Annotated in this window: 12 protein-coding genes; 10 read left to right on the forward strand and 2 right to left on the reverse strand. The window is 43.2% G+C overall.

Translation table 11 applies throughout. From position 1 onward, the window contains the following. Positions 1-26 precede the first annotated feature (26 nt). The 4 genes from MHM98_RS07970 (at position 27) to arcA (ending at position 3,967) form a co-directional block, all read left to right on the forward strand. Positions 27-305, forward strand: a complete 279-nt coding sequence (locus MHM98_RS07970; RefSeq protein ID WP_239438726.1) for a hypothetical protein — start codon at positions 27-29, stop codon at positions 303-305. Between the two features lie 150 nt (positions 306-455). Beyond that, the gene (locus tag MHM98_RS07975; protein ID WP_239438915.1) at positions 456-1,733 is read left to right on the forward strand and encodes an alkaline phosphatase; all 1,278 of its coding nucleotides are present in this window, start codon (positions 456-458) and stop codon (positions 1,731-1,733) included. Positions 1,734-1,818: 85 nt separating this feature from the next. After that, entirely contained in the window at positions 1,819-2,865 is a 1,047-nt protein-coding gene (gene rsmC, locus MHM98_RS07980) for a 16S rRNA (guanine(1207)-N(2))-methyltransferase RsmC (RefSeq protein WP_239438727.1), read from the forward strand. Between the two features lie 382 nt (positions 2,866-3,247). Then, positions 3,248-3,967: a two-component system response regulator ArcA gene (arcA, locus tag MHM98_RS07985; protein WP_239438728.1), complete on the forward strand. Its 720-nt coding sequence runs from the start codon at positions 3,248-3,250 to the stop codon at positions 3,965-3,967. A gap of 73 nt (positions 3,968-4,040) precedes the next feature. Here arcA and MHM98_RS07990 read toward each other — a convergent pair whose 3' ends face one another. Both MHM98_RS07990 and MHM98_RS07995 read right to left on the reverse strand, forming a co-directional pair. After that, positions 4,041-4,412 carry an Hpt domain-containing protein gene (locus MHM98_RS07990; RefSeq protein ID WP_239438729.1) on the reverse strand — a complete coding sequence of 124 codons (372 nt, stop codon included), beginning with the start codon at positions 4,410-4,412 and terminating at the stop codon, positions 4,041-4,043. Between the two features lie 79 nt (positions 4,413-4,491). Further along, positions 4,492-6,240, reverse strand: a complete 1,749-nt coding sequence (locus MHM98_RS07995) for a hypothetical protein (protein ID WP_239438730.1) — start codon at positions 6,238-6,240, stop codon at positions 4,492-4,494. A 325-nt stretch (positions 6,241-6,565) separates the two neighbouring features. Between MHM98_RS07995 and folE2 the strand changes: the two genes are divergently transcribed. The 6 genes from folE2 to MHM98_RS08025 all read left to right on the forward strand — a co-directional run bounded on the left by folE2 (position 6,566) and on the right by MHM98_RS08025 (position 16,338). Beyond that, positions 6,566-7,483: a GTP cyclohydrolase FolE2 gene (folE2, locus tag MHM98_RS08000; RefSeq protein ID WP_239438731.1), complete on the forward strand. Its 918-nt coding sequence runs from the start codon at positions 6,566-6,568 to the stop codon at positions 7,481-7,483. A gap of 512 nt (positions 7,484-7,995) precedes the next feature. After that, positions 7,996-12,450: a glutamate synthase large subunit gene (gene gltB, locus MHM98_RS08005; protein WP_239438732.1), complete on the forward strand. Its 4,455-nt coding sequence runs from the start codon at positions 7,996-7,998 to the stop codon at positions 12,448-12,450. Positions 12,451-12,455: 5 nt separating this feature from the next. Then, positions 12,456-13,895: an FAD-dependent oxidoreductase gene (locus MHM98_RS08010; RefSeq protein ID WP_239438733.1), complete on the forward strand. Its 1,440-nt coding sequence runs from the start codon at positions 12,456-12,458 to the stop codon at positions 13,893-13,895. A 100-nt stretch (positions 13,896-13,995) separates the two neighbouring features. Next, the gene (gene mtnN / locus MHM98_RS08015; protein WP_239438734.1) at positions 13,996-14,709 is read left to right on the forward strand and encodes a 5'-methylthioadenosine/S-adenosylhomocysteine nucleosidase; all 714 of its coding nucleotides are present in this window, start codon (positions 13,996-13,998) and stop codon (positions 14,707-14,709) included. A 5-nt stretch (positions 14,710-14,714) separates the two neighbouring features. Continuing rightward, positions 14,715-15,674 (forward strand): cobalamin biosynthesis protein, encoded by a 960-nt coding sequence (locus MHM98_RS08020; RefSeq protein WP_239438735.1) that lies wholly within the window; start codon positions 14,715-14,717, stop codon positions 15,672-15,674. A 34-nt stretch (positions 15,675-15,708) separates the two neighbouring features. Continuing rightward, positions 15,709-16,338: an alpha/beta fold hydrolase gene (locus MHM98_RS08025; RefSeq protein ID WP_239438736.1), complete on the forward strand. Its 630-nt coding sequence runs from the start codon at positions 15,709-15,711 to the stop codon at positions 16,336-16,338. Positions 16,339-16,489: the final 151 nt, after the last annotated feature.

The raw sequence follows: 16,489 nt of genomic DNA on the forward strand, positions 1-16,489 counted from the left end.
TACTTCGCACAGCACTAATAACACTTATGCTCTTCGTTTCACCAAAGGTATTTAGCTTTGCTCTGTCTAAGCAATGCATCGAAGCACCGAAACGAAAATATGCCTGCGACAACATGATTTACACCAGTATCAAACGCGGCGAATCTAAAGCTCTCGTTTGTGTCTGTAAAACAGATAAAGAGGCTATCTTTTCACTATTAGAAAAGAACAACATTGCAACTCAACGGATCGAGATCCGCAAGCTCTTAGCTAAGCACCAAATGACGAAAGCACAGCTCATTGAAATCCTAAATCAAATAAACTAACCCATGTCACACAAAGTGTTATATTCGCTTCACAATTAGCGTATAAAACGTACACTTGTCTGGAATAAAAATAAATGCTGCACAGCGGCCAACAACAAAGATAACAACATGAACAAACTATTATCGACATTACTAACCACTACAGTCGTAATGACCACTACAGTAGGTTGTACCTCTACTACTCCAAAACAAACTTCCGGCCCTAAAAACATCATCATGGTGGTTGGCGACGGTATGGGGCCAGCTTATACGTCTGCTTATCGCGTTTACAAAGACAACCCAAACACACCTGCGGTAGAATCAACTGTATTTGACGATATTCTTATTGGTCGTTCAACGACTTATCCTGCCAGAGTAAGTGGTGTTGTAACAGACAGTGCGGCATCTGCAACGGCATTAGCAACAGGGCATAAATCTTACAACGGCGCTATCGGTGTTGATGTCGATGTTAAGCCTGTTGAAACTGTGATGGAATATGCCAAAAGCATCGGTAAATCAACTGGCCTAGTTGTTACATCACAAATTAACCACGCTACGCCTGCAAGTTATGCTGCCCATGTAAAGCAGCGCAAAATGTACAATGACATTGCTGACCAATTCTTCGATAACCGTGTCAACGGCGCGCACACCGTAGACGTTATGCTTGGCGGTGGCACTAAATACTTCAAGCGTGACGACCGCGATATCACCAAGCAATTTAACGATGCAGGCTATCAATACATTGATCAATACAGCCAGCTATCAACGGTAAATAACGATAAAGTACTCGGTTTATTTGCACCAGTCGGCTTGCCATGGGCGCTAGACGACAGCAACAAGCATCGTTTAAAAGCAATGACCAAGGTCGCTTTAGATCGTTTAGACAACAACGAAAACGGCTTCTTCTTACTGGTTGAAGGTTCACAAGTAGACTGGGCTGGTCACTCAAATGACATCGCAGCGGCAATGGCTGAAATGGATGATTTGGCGGCGACTATTGCTTATTTAAAAGATTACGTAAAAACGAATCCTGACACCCTTGTGGTAATCACAGCAGATCACTCAACTGGCGGCTTTACTATTGGCGCTAACGGCGATTACGCATGGAAACCACAAATCCTTCATAAGTTATCGGCATCACCTGAAGCGATGGCCAAAGCACAAACCGCTGAAACATTAGATGTTGCAATGCTTAACGATAAACTTGGCTTTGAATTAACCCAAGACGAAATCGACAACCTAGCCGCGGCGCACAAGCAAGGCGGTAAGGCATTGTATAAAGCAATCAAGAAAATGTTAGATATTCGCACCAATACTGGCTGGACGACTAGTGGCCACACAGGTGTTGACGTGCCTGTATTCGCTTTTGGTCCCCATAAAAACGACTTCAAAGGTCAGGTAGACAACACTGACATTGCTAAGAAGATCTTTACTTTATTAGGTAAGTAAGACCTCAAGTACTACAATAGCGCCGCGTAGTTTTGTCTGCGCGGCGCTTTTCATTTACCATACTCATTTTTGTGCTGGAAACTCCATGTCTACTCTCGCTAACCCAAGCCAAGTCATTGCTCGCAACTTCGAGCTATTTGAACATCAACGCGTCATAGTCGCAGGCTTTCTCGACGATAACCTGCCTCAACAACTATGTGAGCACGGCGCTAGAGAGGTGCTAGCTTGGGGATTGGACTTCCATAATCACAAGGTAGTAAGTCGCTTTAGTCAGCCTGACAATCTAACTCTCCAATTTGCGCCTTATTTTACTAATCCGAGCGAAGAAAAGTGGCAGCAAGTTATTCTGTACTGGCCAAAAGCAAAAGAGCGAGCGATTTACTTCTTGGCTAATGTGCTTCCACATCTTAGCGACAATGCCGAAATCTATTTGGTGGGCGACAATAAAGGTGGCGTTAAATCGGCAGCGAAACAAGTTAAAGACTATTGTGACAAACCAGTCAAAGTGGACTCAGCGCGTCATTGCGCGCTATTTCGCGCTAATTACAACAACACAGCACCTGACTTTACTAAAGAAGACTGGATCAAGCGCTATCAAGTATCTGCCGAAGACGAAACCATTAATATAGTTTCATTACCCGGCGTATTTAGTCACGGCGAACTCGATTTAGGAACCCAACTTCTACTGCAAAACTTAGGGCATATTAAAATGAAGCGTACCCTCGATTTTGGCTGTGGCTGCGGCATTATCGGTACCTTTATTGGCCTTAAACGCCCTCAGATACCTCTTGAACTCATTGACATTGATGCACTGGCCATCGAGTCAGCTACTATGACATTAGCTGCGAACAATGTTGAAGGAAAAGTATACCCAAGTGACGGACTCGCAGATTTACATGGAAAATTTGCCACTATCGTTTCTAACCCACCGTTCCACACGGGATTAAAAACAGACTATAAAGTGCCAGAGCAATTCATTAGCGGCGCGCCCAATCATTTAATGGATGGTGGACAGCTACGTATTGTTGCCAATAATTTCCTCAAGTACGAACCTTTTATGGCAACACATTTTGCTAAGCACGAGCAGGTTATTAGCGACAATAAGTTTAAAATCTTATCGGCTAAAACGTAAATCGAGAGTTTTAAGGGCGCGAGTTAACAATAATTATCATTATGGCTTGTGGTTTATTGTTAAAGTTTACTAAAGGGTTTACAATCACGCCCTAAAATATCAGCGCAATCACTTTACCAGCGGTAATATTGATTCGAATTAGATAAAAATAATGTTGCTCGAAAAAGCTTTTAGTATTTTTCTCAATGGCAAGCGAACTTATTCGCCAGAACATGCTCTATAACTGAGCCTATTCAACTTTCTGGCACATCTTTGTTCTTCGCAGGCTCAAGCCCATATTCGAGTAACATTTTGACAACAATTTTTTATCATAAATCTTACATAAGAAAGGTTTATGACATAGACTTAAATTTAAGTGAACTAATACTAGGTAACTACTATTATGCAAAGCCCGCACATTCTAATCGTTGAAGATGAACTAGTAACGCGTAATACCCTACGTTCTATTTTCGAAGCTGAAGGTTATCACGTTCACGAAGCCAATAATGGCGATGAAATGAATCGCTTGCTTAAGCAAGAACCAATCTCTTTAATCATCATGGACATCAACCTACCTGGTAAAAACGGCTTGTTATTAGCACGTGAAGTTCGTGAGAAAGACGACATTGCACTAATCTTCTTAACGGGTCGCGATAACGAAGTTGATAAAATTCTTGGTTTAGAAATTGGTGCCGATGATTACATCACCAAGCCATTCAATCCGCGTGAATTAACTATTCGTGCTCGCAATCTACTAAGCCGTATTAAGAGTGCCAACAGCGAAGATAAATCAGCAAACGTTGTTGAGCGTTATAAATTCAGCGGCTGGGTGCTAGATGTAAACTCTCGCTCGCTAATTAGCCCGACTGAAGAACAATTCAAATTACCGCGCAGCGAATTTAGAGCGATGATTGAGTTCCTAGAAAATCCAGGCAAGATTTTAACGCGTAGTGACTTACTAATGAAAATGACTGGCCGTGAATTAAAGCCACATGATCGCACTGTTGACGTGACTATCCGCCGCATTAGAAAACATTTCGAAAGCCACCCTGGTAGCAGTGAAATCATTGCAACGATTCACGGTGAAGGCTACCGTTTCTGCTCTGAGCACGAAACCGAGTAGCAATAAAACTAATTATAAAAAAGGCGCTAACAATCACTTGTTAGCGCCTTTTTTAATGATAAGAGATAAAAAACTAACAGCTGCTTAAGTAAGTTCGCAACTTCTCAATGTCACTTACATAATGGTTCTCTAAGCACTCAATCAACTTAGGTGCATTATCAAGCCATGCTTCATCTTCGCGGTTTTGCAGCATTTGTGCCCATTGACTCAACCTAGCCAAACCAATTGCGCCTGCTGCGCCTTTCATTTTATGTCCGTGTTCTGCGGTTAACTTGTAATCAGCAGCCGCGTACGCCGCCTTTAACTCATCGAGGTATTCAGGATATTGTCCAGCAAACAAATCAACGCTGCCAAGCAGTGCTTGCCCACCAATGGCTTGGGTATATTGCTCTAGGATATCAAGTTCTAACACTTGATCTAAATCGATTGGGCTTTCTACAGACATAATAGTGACTCTTTAAACTAACTGTGCGAACCATACCATTATGTCTGTATAAAAACTACGACTGAGGTATTAATTCCAACTAATTACGAGTTAAGGATAAGGAAAGTGCATTAATAGAGCAATAAAACTCGTAGCCGTCTTTCACTTTCACCCCGCCCATATGCAATTGACTATCCGCTGTTTTAGCTAACTTAACCATAAACTGCTTGTTGCGCCCTGCCAGACCTTGCCATGATTTGTCGTTAATAACACAGGCTTGTTCAGCAAAGCGATTAAAATTATCGCCATAAAACAAATTGTTGTATGTCGCTAATTGTGCCTGTGGATCTTTGGCGATAGTTTTCCATTCTGGATATGCTACTGAAACTGCGCCAGCGTTATTTGTGACTAGGTCACCAGGGGTAAAGTAGTGATAATTAATTTTTTCTAAAGACGGCTCTTGAGTTTGATACGACAAGTAGATAACGCCGCCTTGTCCTATTACTTCAAAATCGACTTTCGAACCGCGTTGATTGAGTAAAACAGCGGTTCCCTTGTCAATGGCCATACTTTGCTGCAACCGAGTATCAAACCCAACTCGTGCTAGCCTTGCTATATTACCGTGTGACGAAACTTGAGTATCGATAATCGGGAATTTCAGCAGCCCTAAACCACCATATTGATAAGTAACGCTATTGTAATCATTGTCACAGCTACCATAACTGTCGCAGGCTAAACGCTTTTGCACCAAACTAGAAGTGCCATTTAACAACGCATATTCACTATTGCCACTTAAGATCACTGCCCCACGGCTTCCTTGATTAACGACACCTTTTACCATCTCACCTGCAGCAACTAAAGTTAACTTTTTCGCATCGATTTGCTGCTTCATTAAACTTAGTAGCACTGTCGCTTCACCGTTATTCAAAAAGGTTTGCTTGAGCAGTTGTGGTTTATCCCCCACTAATACAATGGCATTGGCGCCTTTGATCGCGTCATTAAATAGCTTTGGATTAGCACAGAACTGCTGCTGAGTTGTGACGAGATCTTTGTAAATTCGATTGCGATCATAGCTCTTTAAAACATCTGCGCGATATTGCTCAAGTGAACGACAAGATTCTTTCGCATGCATCAATTGGGCAAGCGACGCATCAATTGGCAGCCAACTAGCGTCACCGCCAAGTTGATTAAATAGAGAAACATAAGCATCAACTTCAGAATAACCGTCGCGATAACCAACAGTTGCCACTAAGATTTTAGGCCTCGCTTCTTCTTTTTTAGCAACTTCTACAACCTTTTGAGCAAAATTAATCGAGATAGAAGGCTCTTTTTTATCGACAATAACAGCATCTTTTAATCGGCGTCCAGCGTGATCAAGTTGTGCATATTCAAGATGATCTAAGATCATTGACAGCTCAGATTCTGTCATTGATAAAAACAGTGAATGGCCACTTAGTGCTTTACCATCACGACGAATGGACATCGACTTCCATGCGCTTAACAGTTGAGAGTATGAGAGAATTCGTGTGCCGGCACGCTTTGCGGTTGCATTAAACAACAAATGAAGATCATAACGCAGCGCTTGACGATCGGGGGACCAGCGATCGACATGCATCATTTTTTCAATTTGGGAAATGGCTAACTTATATTGCTTAGCAGTTCGATTATTGCCATTGCGAAAGGCGGACACATCTTTCGCCTTACAAAATTGAGTTTCGCTACTTCGACACAGCTCAAAATCGCTACCGATTAGCATCATTTCATAAGAAGTTGACTGTGCGTTCGCTTCATTGTGAAATGGCACACTTAGCGACAACAACGCAAACAGCATCCCAGCAAACTTTTGCATGTTATTTTCCCTAGAACTAAATGGATATGACGAATTAATATAGTAAAAAGTCATAATTTTTACCTAACTTACCATTAATTACTGCAACACTCATCATTATTATTGATGAGTGAGCAAAATGTGCTGCGGGCATAGTTTAGATAAAAATAGTTGTCATTTTGGTTTTACTGACATAGTAGAAAAGGATAATAGCGTGCTACAATTCGTCGCTTATTGCCCGAGCTAACGATTAATTTTTTGCAACGGGCTTAACTCGGATTCTAGCACTGCGACACGCCAACTGCTGAAGACGTACTATTGATTAACCTGTTGGAGTTGTAATTTAATGCCCCACCAAATGCCAGATATTGCCAGCAATTCACCTGCTCAAACCGAAGGCAACATAAATTGGGTTGGAATGAGTGAAATCGAAATGCCGATGTTACTCGACTCACTTGACGAAGCACCGCAACGCGTTAGTGCCAAAGTGGAGGCGTTTGTAAATGTAATCGTACCATCAGCGAAAGGCATTCATATGTCACGCTTATTCTTACGACTCGACGAATTATCAACAGAAGAGTCTTTATCTCCTTCTACTATTAGCAGTGCGCTAAACGACTTTGTTTCTTCACATGATGACATTAGCGATGAAGCACAGTTGTCGTTCAAATTCGATTACCACCTAAGACGCGCTTCTTTATTAAGTGGCAAAAAAGGTTGGAAAGCTTATCCAACGACAATCACCGCGACGAATACACCAACGGGTATCACTATCGATCTTGGAATCGAAGTGCCATACTCATCAACTTGTCCGTGTTCAGCAGCATTGTCTCGTCAGCTAATTCAAAAAGCCTTTATTGAACAGTTTAGTGACAAGACATTAGAGCAAGAACAAATAGTAGAATGGTTAGGTAGTACAGAAGGTATTGTCGCAACGCCGCATAGCCAACGCAGTGTTGCGCAAATAAAAGTACGTCTAAGTACAATGGACGATTTTCCAATCAAGCAATTAGTTGATTTAATCGAACACGCTGTACAAACCCCTGTTCAAGCAGCGGTAAAACGTGAAGATGAACAAGAGTTCGCGCGCCTAAACGCAAGCAACCTAATGTTTTGTGAAGATGCAGTGCGCCGCGTAACCCATGCATTAAATAGTGAAAGCCACCTTGATTATTGGGTTCGCATAAATCATTACGAATCTCTACATGCTCACAATGCAGTAGCAATAGCGGTAAAAGGCGTGGAAAACGGTTTTACAGCTTAACCATTTTCTATTTTCTATTAAAAAAGTCGCTTTTAGCGACTTTTTTTTCGTCCACTATTTACTCCCCAGAGCAACAACTCTCATTCTGCACACCAACATTTAGAATTTTTATTCACAAAATTACGACTAACTATTTAAACCAACGTTTGAATTAGTGTTAAAAACGACTTATCTAACAGCTACATAAATTTAACATTACGCCAACGTAAAGCTATTTTTGTAATTTAATTACAAAATTTCACTTTGTTCGACTTTAGTTTACGTCGGCGTAACCCTTGTGAAAACGAGAACTATTAACATCAACAAAAACACTATAATAAAATAAAAACCAATAACTTAACCAAGGTAACGTTCGATGTTATAGATTAGACTTTTCGCAGATTGACTTTAGTAATCTTTCACGATAATTTACAAATCAATTGTAAATTTATTAGCTATCCTCAGCAGTTTCACAAACGCCCCTGCTTGCATAACATTTGCATAAAAAGTTTTAAAGTTTAGAGATTATTACTATGGCATTAACTAACCCAGCTTTTGAAAAAGACAATTGTGGTTTTGGTCTTATCGCCCAAATGGACGGCGAACAAAGCCACAAAATAATACGTACCGCGATCGAAGCTTTAGATCGCATGCAACACCGCGGTGGTATTTCTGCTGATGGCACCACAGGCGATGGCTGTGGCTTGCTAATGCAATCACCAGAAGTATTATTTCAGGCGATTGCAAAAGAAAATAATTGGTCGCTGAGTAAAAAATATGCCGTGGGTATGTGTTTCTTAAATACAGATCCTATGCTTGCTCAAATCAGCCGCGACGTACTTCAGCAAGAGCTTGAAAAAGAGACTATGGCTGTAGTGGGTTGGCGTGAAGTGCCTGTCAACAAAGACATATTAGGTCCAATTGCATTGGCCGAATTACCTGTTATCGAACAAGTATTCATTAACGCGCCAGCGGGTTGGTTAAATCGCGATATTGAGCGTCGTTTATACATGGCCCGTCGCCGCGCAGAAAAGCGTCTTGCTGAAGATAACGTTTTCTACATTGCTAGTCTTTCTTCGATGGTGACGATTTACAAAGGCTTAGTTAAGCCAGTCGATTTACCAAATTTCTATCTCGACTTAGCAGACTTGCGCACGCAGAGTTCGATTTGTCTGTTTCACCAACGCTTCTCGACGAATACATCCCCGAAATGGCCATTAGCACAACCATTTAGATTCTTGGCCCACAATGGTGAAATCAATACCATTAAAGGCAACCGTCAGTGGGCGAAAGCGCGCTCATACAAATTCCAAACACCATTGCTGCCTGATTTACAAGATGCTGCGCCATTTGTCAGTGAAAGTGGCTCTGACTCGTCATCACTCGACAACATGCTAGAGCTACTGCTCATGGGCGGAATGGATTTATACCGCTCTATGCGTATGCTAATTCCACCTGCATGGCAATCAAATCCAATTATGGATGACGATTTACGTGCGTTTTACGACTTTAACTCAATGCACATGGAGCCGTGGGACGGCCCTGCCGGTGTAGTAATGACCAATGGTCGTCATGCCGCTTGTGCGGTAGATCGCAATGGTTTACGCCCTGCCCGATACGTAGTGACCAAAGATCGTATCTTAACGCTGGCCTCAGAAGTTGGCATTTGGGATTACCAGCCCGATGAAGTTGCTGAAAAAGGTCGTGTTGGGCCCGGGGAATTACTCGTCATAGACACCTATTCTGGCAAGCTAACATCGACGTTTGATATCGATAACGAGCTTAAGAATCGCCACCCATACAAAAAATGGTTGGCGAACAATTCACGCCGTTTAGTGCCTTTTGATAAGCGAGAAGAATCGAATTCTGGTAACCGCAGTCTCTCTGATGAAGAACATGCGGTGTACCTCAAACAATTCAATTATTCGAAAGAAGAAATTCACGATGTCATCAATGTGATGGCAGGTTGTGGTCAAGAAGTCACTGCGTCTATGGGTGATGACGCGCCTATGGCCGTATTATCGCAAAAACAGCGTAGCGTATTTGACTATTTCCGCCAGCAGTTTGCGCAAGTAACCAATCCGCCTATCGATCCACTACGCGAAGCACACACCATGTCGCTAGCGACTTGCATCGGTAGTGAACAAAATTTATTTAAAGAAACCCTCGGCCATGCCGATCGCATCTTGTTTGACTCACCAGTCCTAGTTTATAGCGATCTAGAACAGCTTAAAGCCCTCGACGAAGCTCACTATAAAATGGTTGAGCTGTCGATGAATTACGCCACTGACGTAACTCTAAAAGAAGCGATTGTTGCGCTGTGTGATAAAGCAGAGCAAGCCTCCAAAGATGGAGCGGTAATTATCTTACTGACTGATAGAGACATCAGTAAAGAGACACTGCCAATTCCTGCGGCAATGGCTGCAGGCGCTGTGCAGCAGCGTTTAGTTAACAATAACCTACGCTGTGACACTAACTTGGTAGTAGAGTCTGGTGCAGTGCGCGATCCGCATCATTTTGCCGTGCTATTTGGCTTTGGTGTGACAGCGGTATACCCGTACCTTGCTTATGAATCAATTCTTGAGCAAATTGAGCAAGGCAAAATCACTCACTCACCAAAAGAAGCGGTGATTAACTATCGTAAAGGTATCAATAAAGGCTTGATGAAAATCATGTCTAAGATGGGAATCTCCACCATTGCTAGTTATCGTTGTTCGCAATTATTTGAAGCAGTTGGTTTTGCCAATGAAGTGGCAGAGCTGTGCTTCAATGGCGTCACAAACCGTATTAAAGGTGCTGATTTTAGTGATTTCGAACTCGACCAAGCCATCTTACGCGATAAAGCCTATCGTAAACGCGAGCAAGTTGAACATGGCGGTTTACTAAAATTTGATTTCCGCGGAGAGTACCACTGTTACAATCCTGATGTGGTTCAGCTATTACAAAAGTCTGTTAAGTCGGGGGAATACAGCGATTATCAAGCTTTTGCAAAAGCCGTTAATGAACGTCCGGTGGCGACTATTCGCGACTTGTTCAAGCTAGACACCTCGCGTGGCGCAATCGATATTAACGACGTAGAACCAGCGAGCGAACTATTCCCGCGCTTTGACAGTGCTGCAATGTCTATCGGCGCACTCAGCCCAGAAGCGCATGAAGCGCTAGCAGTTGCCATGAACCGTTTAGGCGGACAATCTAACTCAGGTGAAGGTGGCGAAGACCCTGCCCGTTTTGGCAATGAGCGTAACTCAAAAATCAAACAAGTTGCTTCAGGCCGTTTCGGTGTCACTGCCCATTACCTAATGAATGCAGAGGTTATTCAAATCAAGGTGGCGCAAGGGGCTAAACCAGGTGAAGGTGGACAGTTACCGGGTGATAAAGTCTCTGCAGAAATCGCAGGATTACGTTATTCAACGCCTGGCGTAACGCTAATTTCACCACCGCCACATCACGATATTTATTCGATTGAAGATTTAGCGCAGCTGATTTTCGATCTCAAACAAATCAATAGTAAGGCGTTAATTTCAGTGAAATTAGTGTCAGAACCAGGCATCGGCACCATTGCAACCGGTGTTGCTAAGGCTTATGCCGATCTCATTACCGTATCAGGCTATGACGGCGGCACGGGTGCTAGCCCGTTAACCTCTGTTAAATATGCAGGGAGCCCGTGGGAACTTGGTCTTGCCGAAGTGCAGCAAGCACTGGTCGAAAATGGCCTACGCCATAAGGTTCGCCTGCAAGTAGATGGCGGCTTAAAAACTGGTCTTGATGTTATTAAAGGCGCGATTTTAGGTGCTGAAAGCTTTGGTTTTGGTACCGCCCCTATGGTTGCTTTGGGTTGTAAATACCTACGTATTTGTCACCTTAATAATTGTGCTACGGGTGTTGCGACGCAAAACAAAGAACTACGTGATAAGCACTTTAGAGGCCTACCAGAAATGGTAGCCAACTACTTTGAAGCATTAGCACAAGATATTCGCGAGATCCTTGCGGGCCTTGGAATCAACAAGCTAACGGATCTTATTGGCCGTACCGATCTACTGCACGTTATCGAAGGACAAACGGCCCGTCAGGCGAAGTTGGATCTTAGCGATATTCTTTATCGCCCAGTCCCGAAAAACGGCACGGCGGTATCTTGGACCGATAGCAATCCTCCGTATGACGAAGGTTTGAAGAATAAGGAATTGGTTGAGGTAACTAGCGAAGCTATTAAATCTAAACAGGGCGGCGATTTTGCATTGAGCGTTCGCAATACCGATCGCTCTGTCGGCGCAACGATCAGTGGTTTGATCGCCCAGCATCACGGCAATCAAGGGATGAGTGGTTCACCGATTAATATTGAATTCACCGGCACTGCAGGACAGAGTTTTGGCGTTTGGAATGCTGGCGGCTTAAATATGACGGTGATTGGCGATGCCAATGACTACGTCGGTAAAGGCATGACAGGTGGCCGTTTAGTTATCCGTCCGCCGCAAGGCGTCGCTTTTGACAGCCATGATGCAAGCATTATCGGCAACACCTGTCTTTATGGCGCAACGGGCGGCGAATTATACGCCGCAGGCCAAGCAGGCGAACGCTTTGGCGTACGTAATTCTGGCGCGACTACCGTCATTGAAGGCATGGGTGACAATGGTTGTGAGTACATGACTGGCGGCGTTGTGGTTTGTTTAGGTCCGACTGGCGTTAACTTCGCTGCGGGTATGACAGGTGGTTTCGCTTACCTCCTTGATGAAGAACAAACCATTGAAAAACGCATGAATCACGAGTGCGCAGAGGCGCTGCCGATCGAGCTACCTGCTTATCAGCATCACCTAAAATCACTCATTCAAGCGCATTTTGATGCGACAGCCAGTGAGCGTGCTAAAGAAATCTTGGATAACTTTGAGCAATGGTTACCAAAATTCTTATTAGTAAAACCAACGGCAAGCGACATTAAAACAATGCTTCCAAATGCCACTAACGTTCTTAAATTAGCCGTAAACGCAGGATAGTCGTCATGTCGAAATACCAGAAAATTATCTCAAATGTTGTTCCGAACGATTTTCAATATATCGAAGTTGGCAGACAGGATCCTAATAAAAAAGAGATAGAAAAACGCAAAACAGAGTTTATCGAAATCTACAATTTGTTTGACCAACCGCAGGTTGAGGAACAAGCAGATCGCTGTTTAGATTGTGGTAATCCATATTGTCAGTGGAAGTGCCCATTGCACAACTACATTCCAGATTGGCTAGAGCTGGCAAAGCAAGGTCGTATTATGGAAGCAGCGGATTTGTGTCACCAAACCAATACCCTGCCAGAAGTCTGTGGTCGTGTGTGTCCACAGGATAGATTGTGTGAAGGCGCATGTACACTCAACGATGGCTTTGAAGCTGTGACTATCGGTAATGTTGAAAAATACATTACCGATAAAGCGTTAGAGCAAGGTTGGACACCAGATCTAAGCGCTGTGGCCAATACCGGTAAAAAAGTAGCGGTGATCGGAGCTGGACCTGCTGGCCTCGGCTGTGCCGATATTTTAATTCGCAACGGTGTTACGCCAGTGGTGTTTGATAAGAACCCTGAAATTGGTGGCCTGCTAACTTTCGGTATTCCAGCATTTAAGCTCGAAAAATCGGTAATGAGTAAGCGTCGTGAATACTTCGAGTCACTTGGCGTTGAGTTCAAACTCAATACCACAGTTGGAAAAGACGTAGATTTTAGTCAGCTGCAACAAGATTACGATGCGGTATTCCTGGGAATGGGAACCTACACTTATATCCGCGGTGGCTTTGCTAATGAGAGTGCCGATGGTGTGCTAGATGCACTGCCTTATTTGATTGGTAACACTAATCACCTGATGGGCTATGAAGATGCACAAAACCCTTACATTAATTTAGCGGGTAAACGCGTTGCAGTGCTAGGTGGTGGTGATACAGCGATGGACTGTGTCAGAACCGCGGTACGTCAGGGCGCCAAAGAAGTGCGTTGTGTTTATCGTCGTGATGAAGCCAACATGCCAGGCTCAGTGCGTGAAGTTCAAAACGCTAAAGAAGAAGGCGTAGAATTCCTGTACAACCGCCAACCGTTAGATGTCGTAGCAAAAGATGGAAAAGTAGCAGGCGTTGAGCTAATTGAAACAGCAATGGGCAAACCCGATGAAAATGGCCGTCAACGTGCCGAGTCTGTTGCCGGTTCAGAACATATCCTAGACGTTGATGTGGTAATCATGGCCTTTGGATTTAAGCCTAACCCACAACCATGGTTTAAAGATTATGGTATCGAAGTCGATGAGTGGGACCGTGTGATCGCTAATTCATCGCAGGTGCCATTCCAAACGACCAACGAAAAAGTATTTGCCGGTGGCGATATGGTTCGCGGTTCAGATCTCGTTGTTACTGCTATAGCAGAAGGTCGAGATGCCGCCGAAGGTATTTTGCAATACTTAGATGTGTAATTAGCACAAGCTAGCTTAAGGCTCCGAAAGGAGCCTTTTTTATTTAAGATGTGAGTGGATTGGGGTAAGATCCTTTCTTTTTATATTCGACGAGCACCCTATGAAAATTGGTATTATTGGCGCCATGGAGCCAGAAGTAGCCGTATTGCGCGACCGTATACAAGGTTTAGAGACTCATAAGCAAGCAGGTATTGAGTTTTATACTGGCACTATTAACGGTGTCGACGTTGTAGTTTCAATGTCAGGCATTGGCAAGGTCGCAGCTGCTGTATCTACAACGCTTCTTATCGAAAAATACGCACCTGATTGCATAATTAACACTGGCAGTGCTGGCGGTTTCGACCCTGAGCTCAACGTTGGCGATGTCGTTATTGGTAGTGAAGTTCGTCACCACGACGCTGATTTAACTGCTTTTGGTTACGAGATTGGCCAACTTCCTAAAATGCCAGCAGCATTTAAACCGCACCCTGCGTTAGCCAAAGCGGCTAACCAAGCGATGCAAAATTCAAAACAAAACGTAAAAATCGTAGAAGGCCTTATCGCCACAGGTGATACCTTCATGGCTGATCCTGTTCGCGTAGAACAAGTACGTGCTAATTTCCCAACGATGCAAGCTTGTGAAATGGAAGCTGCAGCGATTGCTCAAGTGTGTCACTTATGTGAAGTGCCATTTGTTGTGATTCGCTCACTGTCAGATATCGCTGGTAAAAAGAGCGAGCTAAGCTTCGACGAATATCTCGTTGTTGCCGCTAAAAACTCGGCAGATATGGTAGTTGAAATGCTACCTCTATGCCGAAAAGAAGATTTAGCATAATCTAAATGATGGACTTACTACCGCAATTTTCCGCTAATGACATCGCGTTATCAGAACTCTCAGTTCGCTTGCTAATTGTTTTGAGTGTAATGCTTATCGAGCAGAAATTTGCGGTAGATGCATCCTATCATCCTGGTACCCTATGGCGTCATATGGCGCTTATTTTCAGCAAGAAAACAGGCAAAGGCAGTAAGTCACAACAAAGACTGGCGGGCGTAATAGCGTCCTTTATTATGCTTTTCATAGGCATGTCGATTACCATTGCTATTCTTTACTTCGCAACCTATACATGGTTTTTCGAGGTTATTTTCCTTTTACTCGCAATTAACAGTAACTCATTGCTGACTCATTGCCGCCGTATTTATCACAGCCTACGTTACGACAAAAAGAATCTCGCCAGAGAACAACTCAATCAGATCTGCGTAAGAGACACCCACGCGTTATCAAGCATGGGAATTGTTAAAGGAACAATTGAAGGCGCGGTTCAAAAGTTTTCCCTACATTATGTGTCGCCTATTTTGATTTATCTGCTGTTTGGCCCCTTCGCATTGGTCAGTTACGGCTTGATATATTCTCTTAGCCAGCACTGGAATCCCAAGAAGCAGAAATTTCGTGAATTCGGTCTTCTGCCTAGTCAGCTAATGGCAATGATTTCATTACTGTTTAACTGTCTGTCAGCCCTTTTGATTGGCCTTCTTTTTGGTATTAAACATCTATCCCTCAAGCGTAACAGTTGGCACCGTTATGGCGCAGGAGCATTACTCACCACCACAGCAAACGCAATGAACCGAGAATTGGGGGGCGCAGTGATGTATGACAAACTAAAAATAAGACGCCCTAAATTAGGCACACGTATACATCCAGAAAATAGCGACCTAGTTGATTTAGTTCGCCTAATCAAAAAACTACGCCAAACCTTATTGCTACTCATCGCCTTGCTCGCAATTTTTTCACTGATTATTTAACGATATTCTCAAGAACAGTTATTTAGGAGCTCCCATGGAGTTTATTTTTGACGGCCCCAAAGACGGTCCAATTTTCTTATTCGCTCATGGTGCGGGTGCCGATGCAGAGTCAGAGTTTATGACCAATTTTGCGCAGGGCTTGGCGGAAAAAGGTATCCGCGTCGTGCGTTTTAACTTTCCGTATATGCAGCAACGAAAAATCGATGGTAGGAAACGTCCACCCAATCGCGCACCAGCACTAGTCGAATTTTTCAGTACAATTGTTAAAGATTTGAATCAACCCGTTTACATCGGTGGAAAATCTATGGGCGGCCGCATTGCTTCGATGGTTGCAGCTCAAGGGGACGAAGAGCTAAATAACCTAATTAAAGGCGTAATATGCCTTGGATACCCTTTCCATCCGATTGGCAAACCTGAAAAGTTACGTATTGAACATCTAAAAGACGTTACGGCACCGCTATTTATTGCCCAAGGAACGCGAGATAAGCTTGGTAACCAAGAAGAAGTAGCAACCTATGCTCTAGAAAAAGAAGTCGAGTTATTATGGCTAGAGGACGGCGATCATGATTTTAAACCAAGAATTAGAAGTGGATTTGAGCAACAGTCACATATTGAAAGCGCCACACTTAACAGTTTTAAATTCATTTTAAATCTCACTAATTAACTAATTTTTATTAAAAATTCATTTTATTCGCACATTTTTTATAAGTCTGAAGTACAAAAATCGTTATTGCGAACATTAGAGCACCTGAAAAGCTAACAAACAAAACAATTTAAAATCATAACCTTACATAACAAACCACAATTCATTAAAC

The sequence above is a fragment of the Psychrobium sp. MM17-31 genome (assembly GCF_022347785.1).
Taxonomy (GTDB): Bacteria; Pseudomonadota; Gammaproteobacteria; order Enterobacterales; family Psychrobiaceae; genus Psychrobium.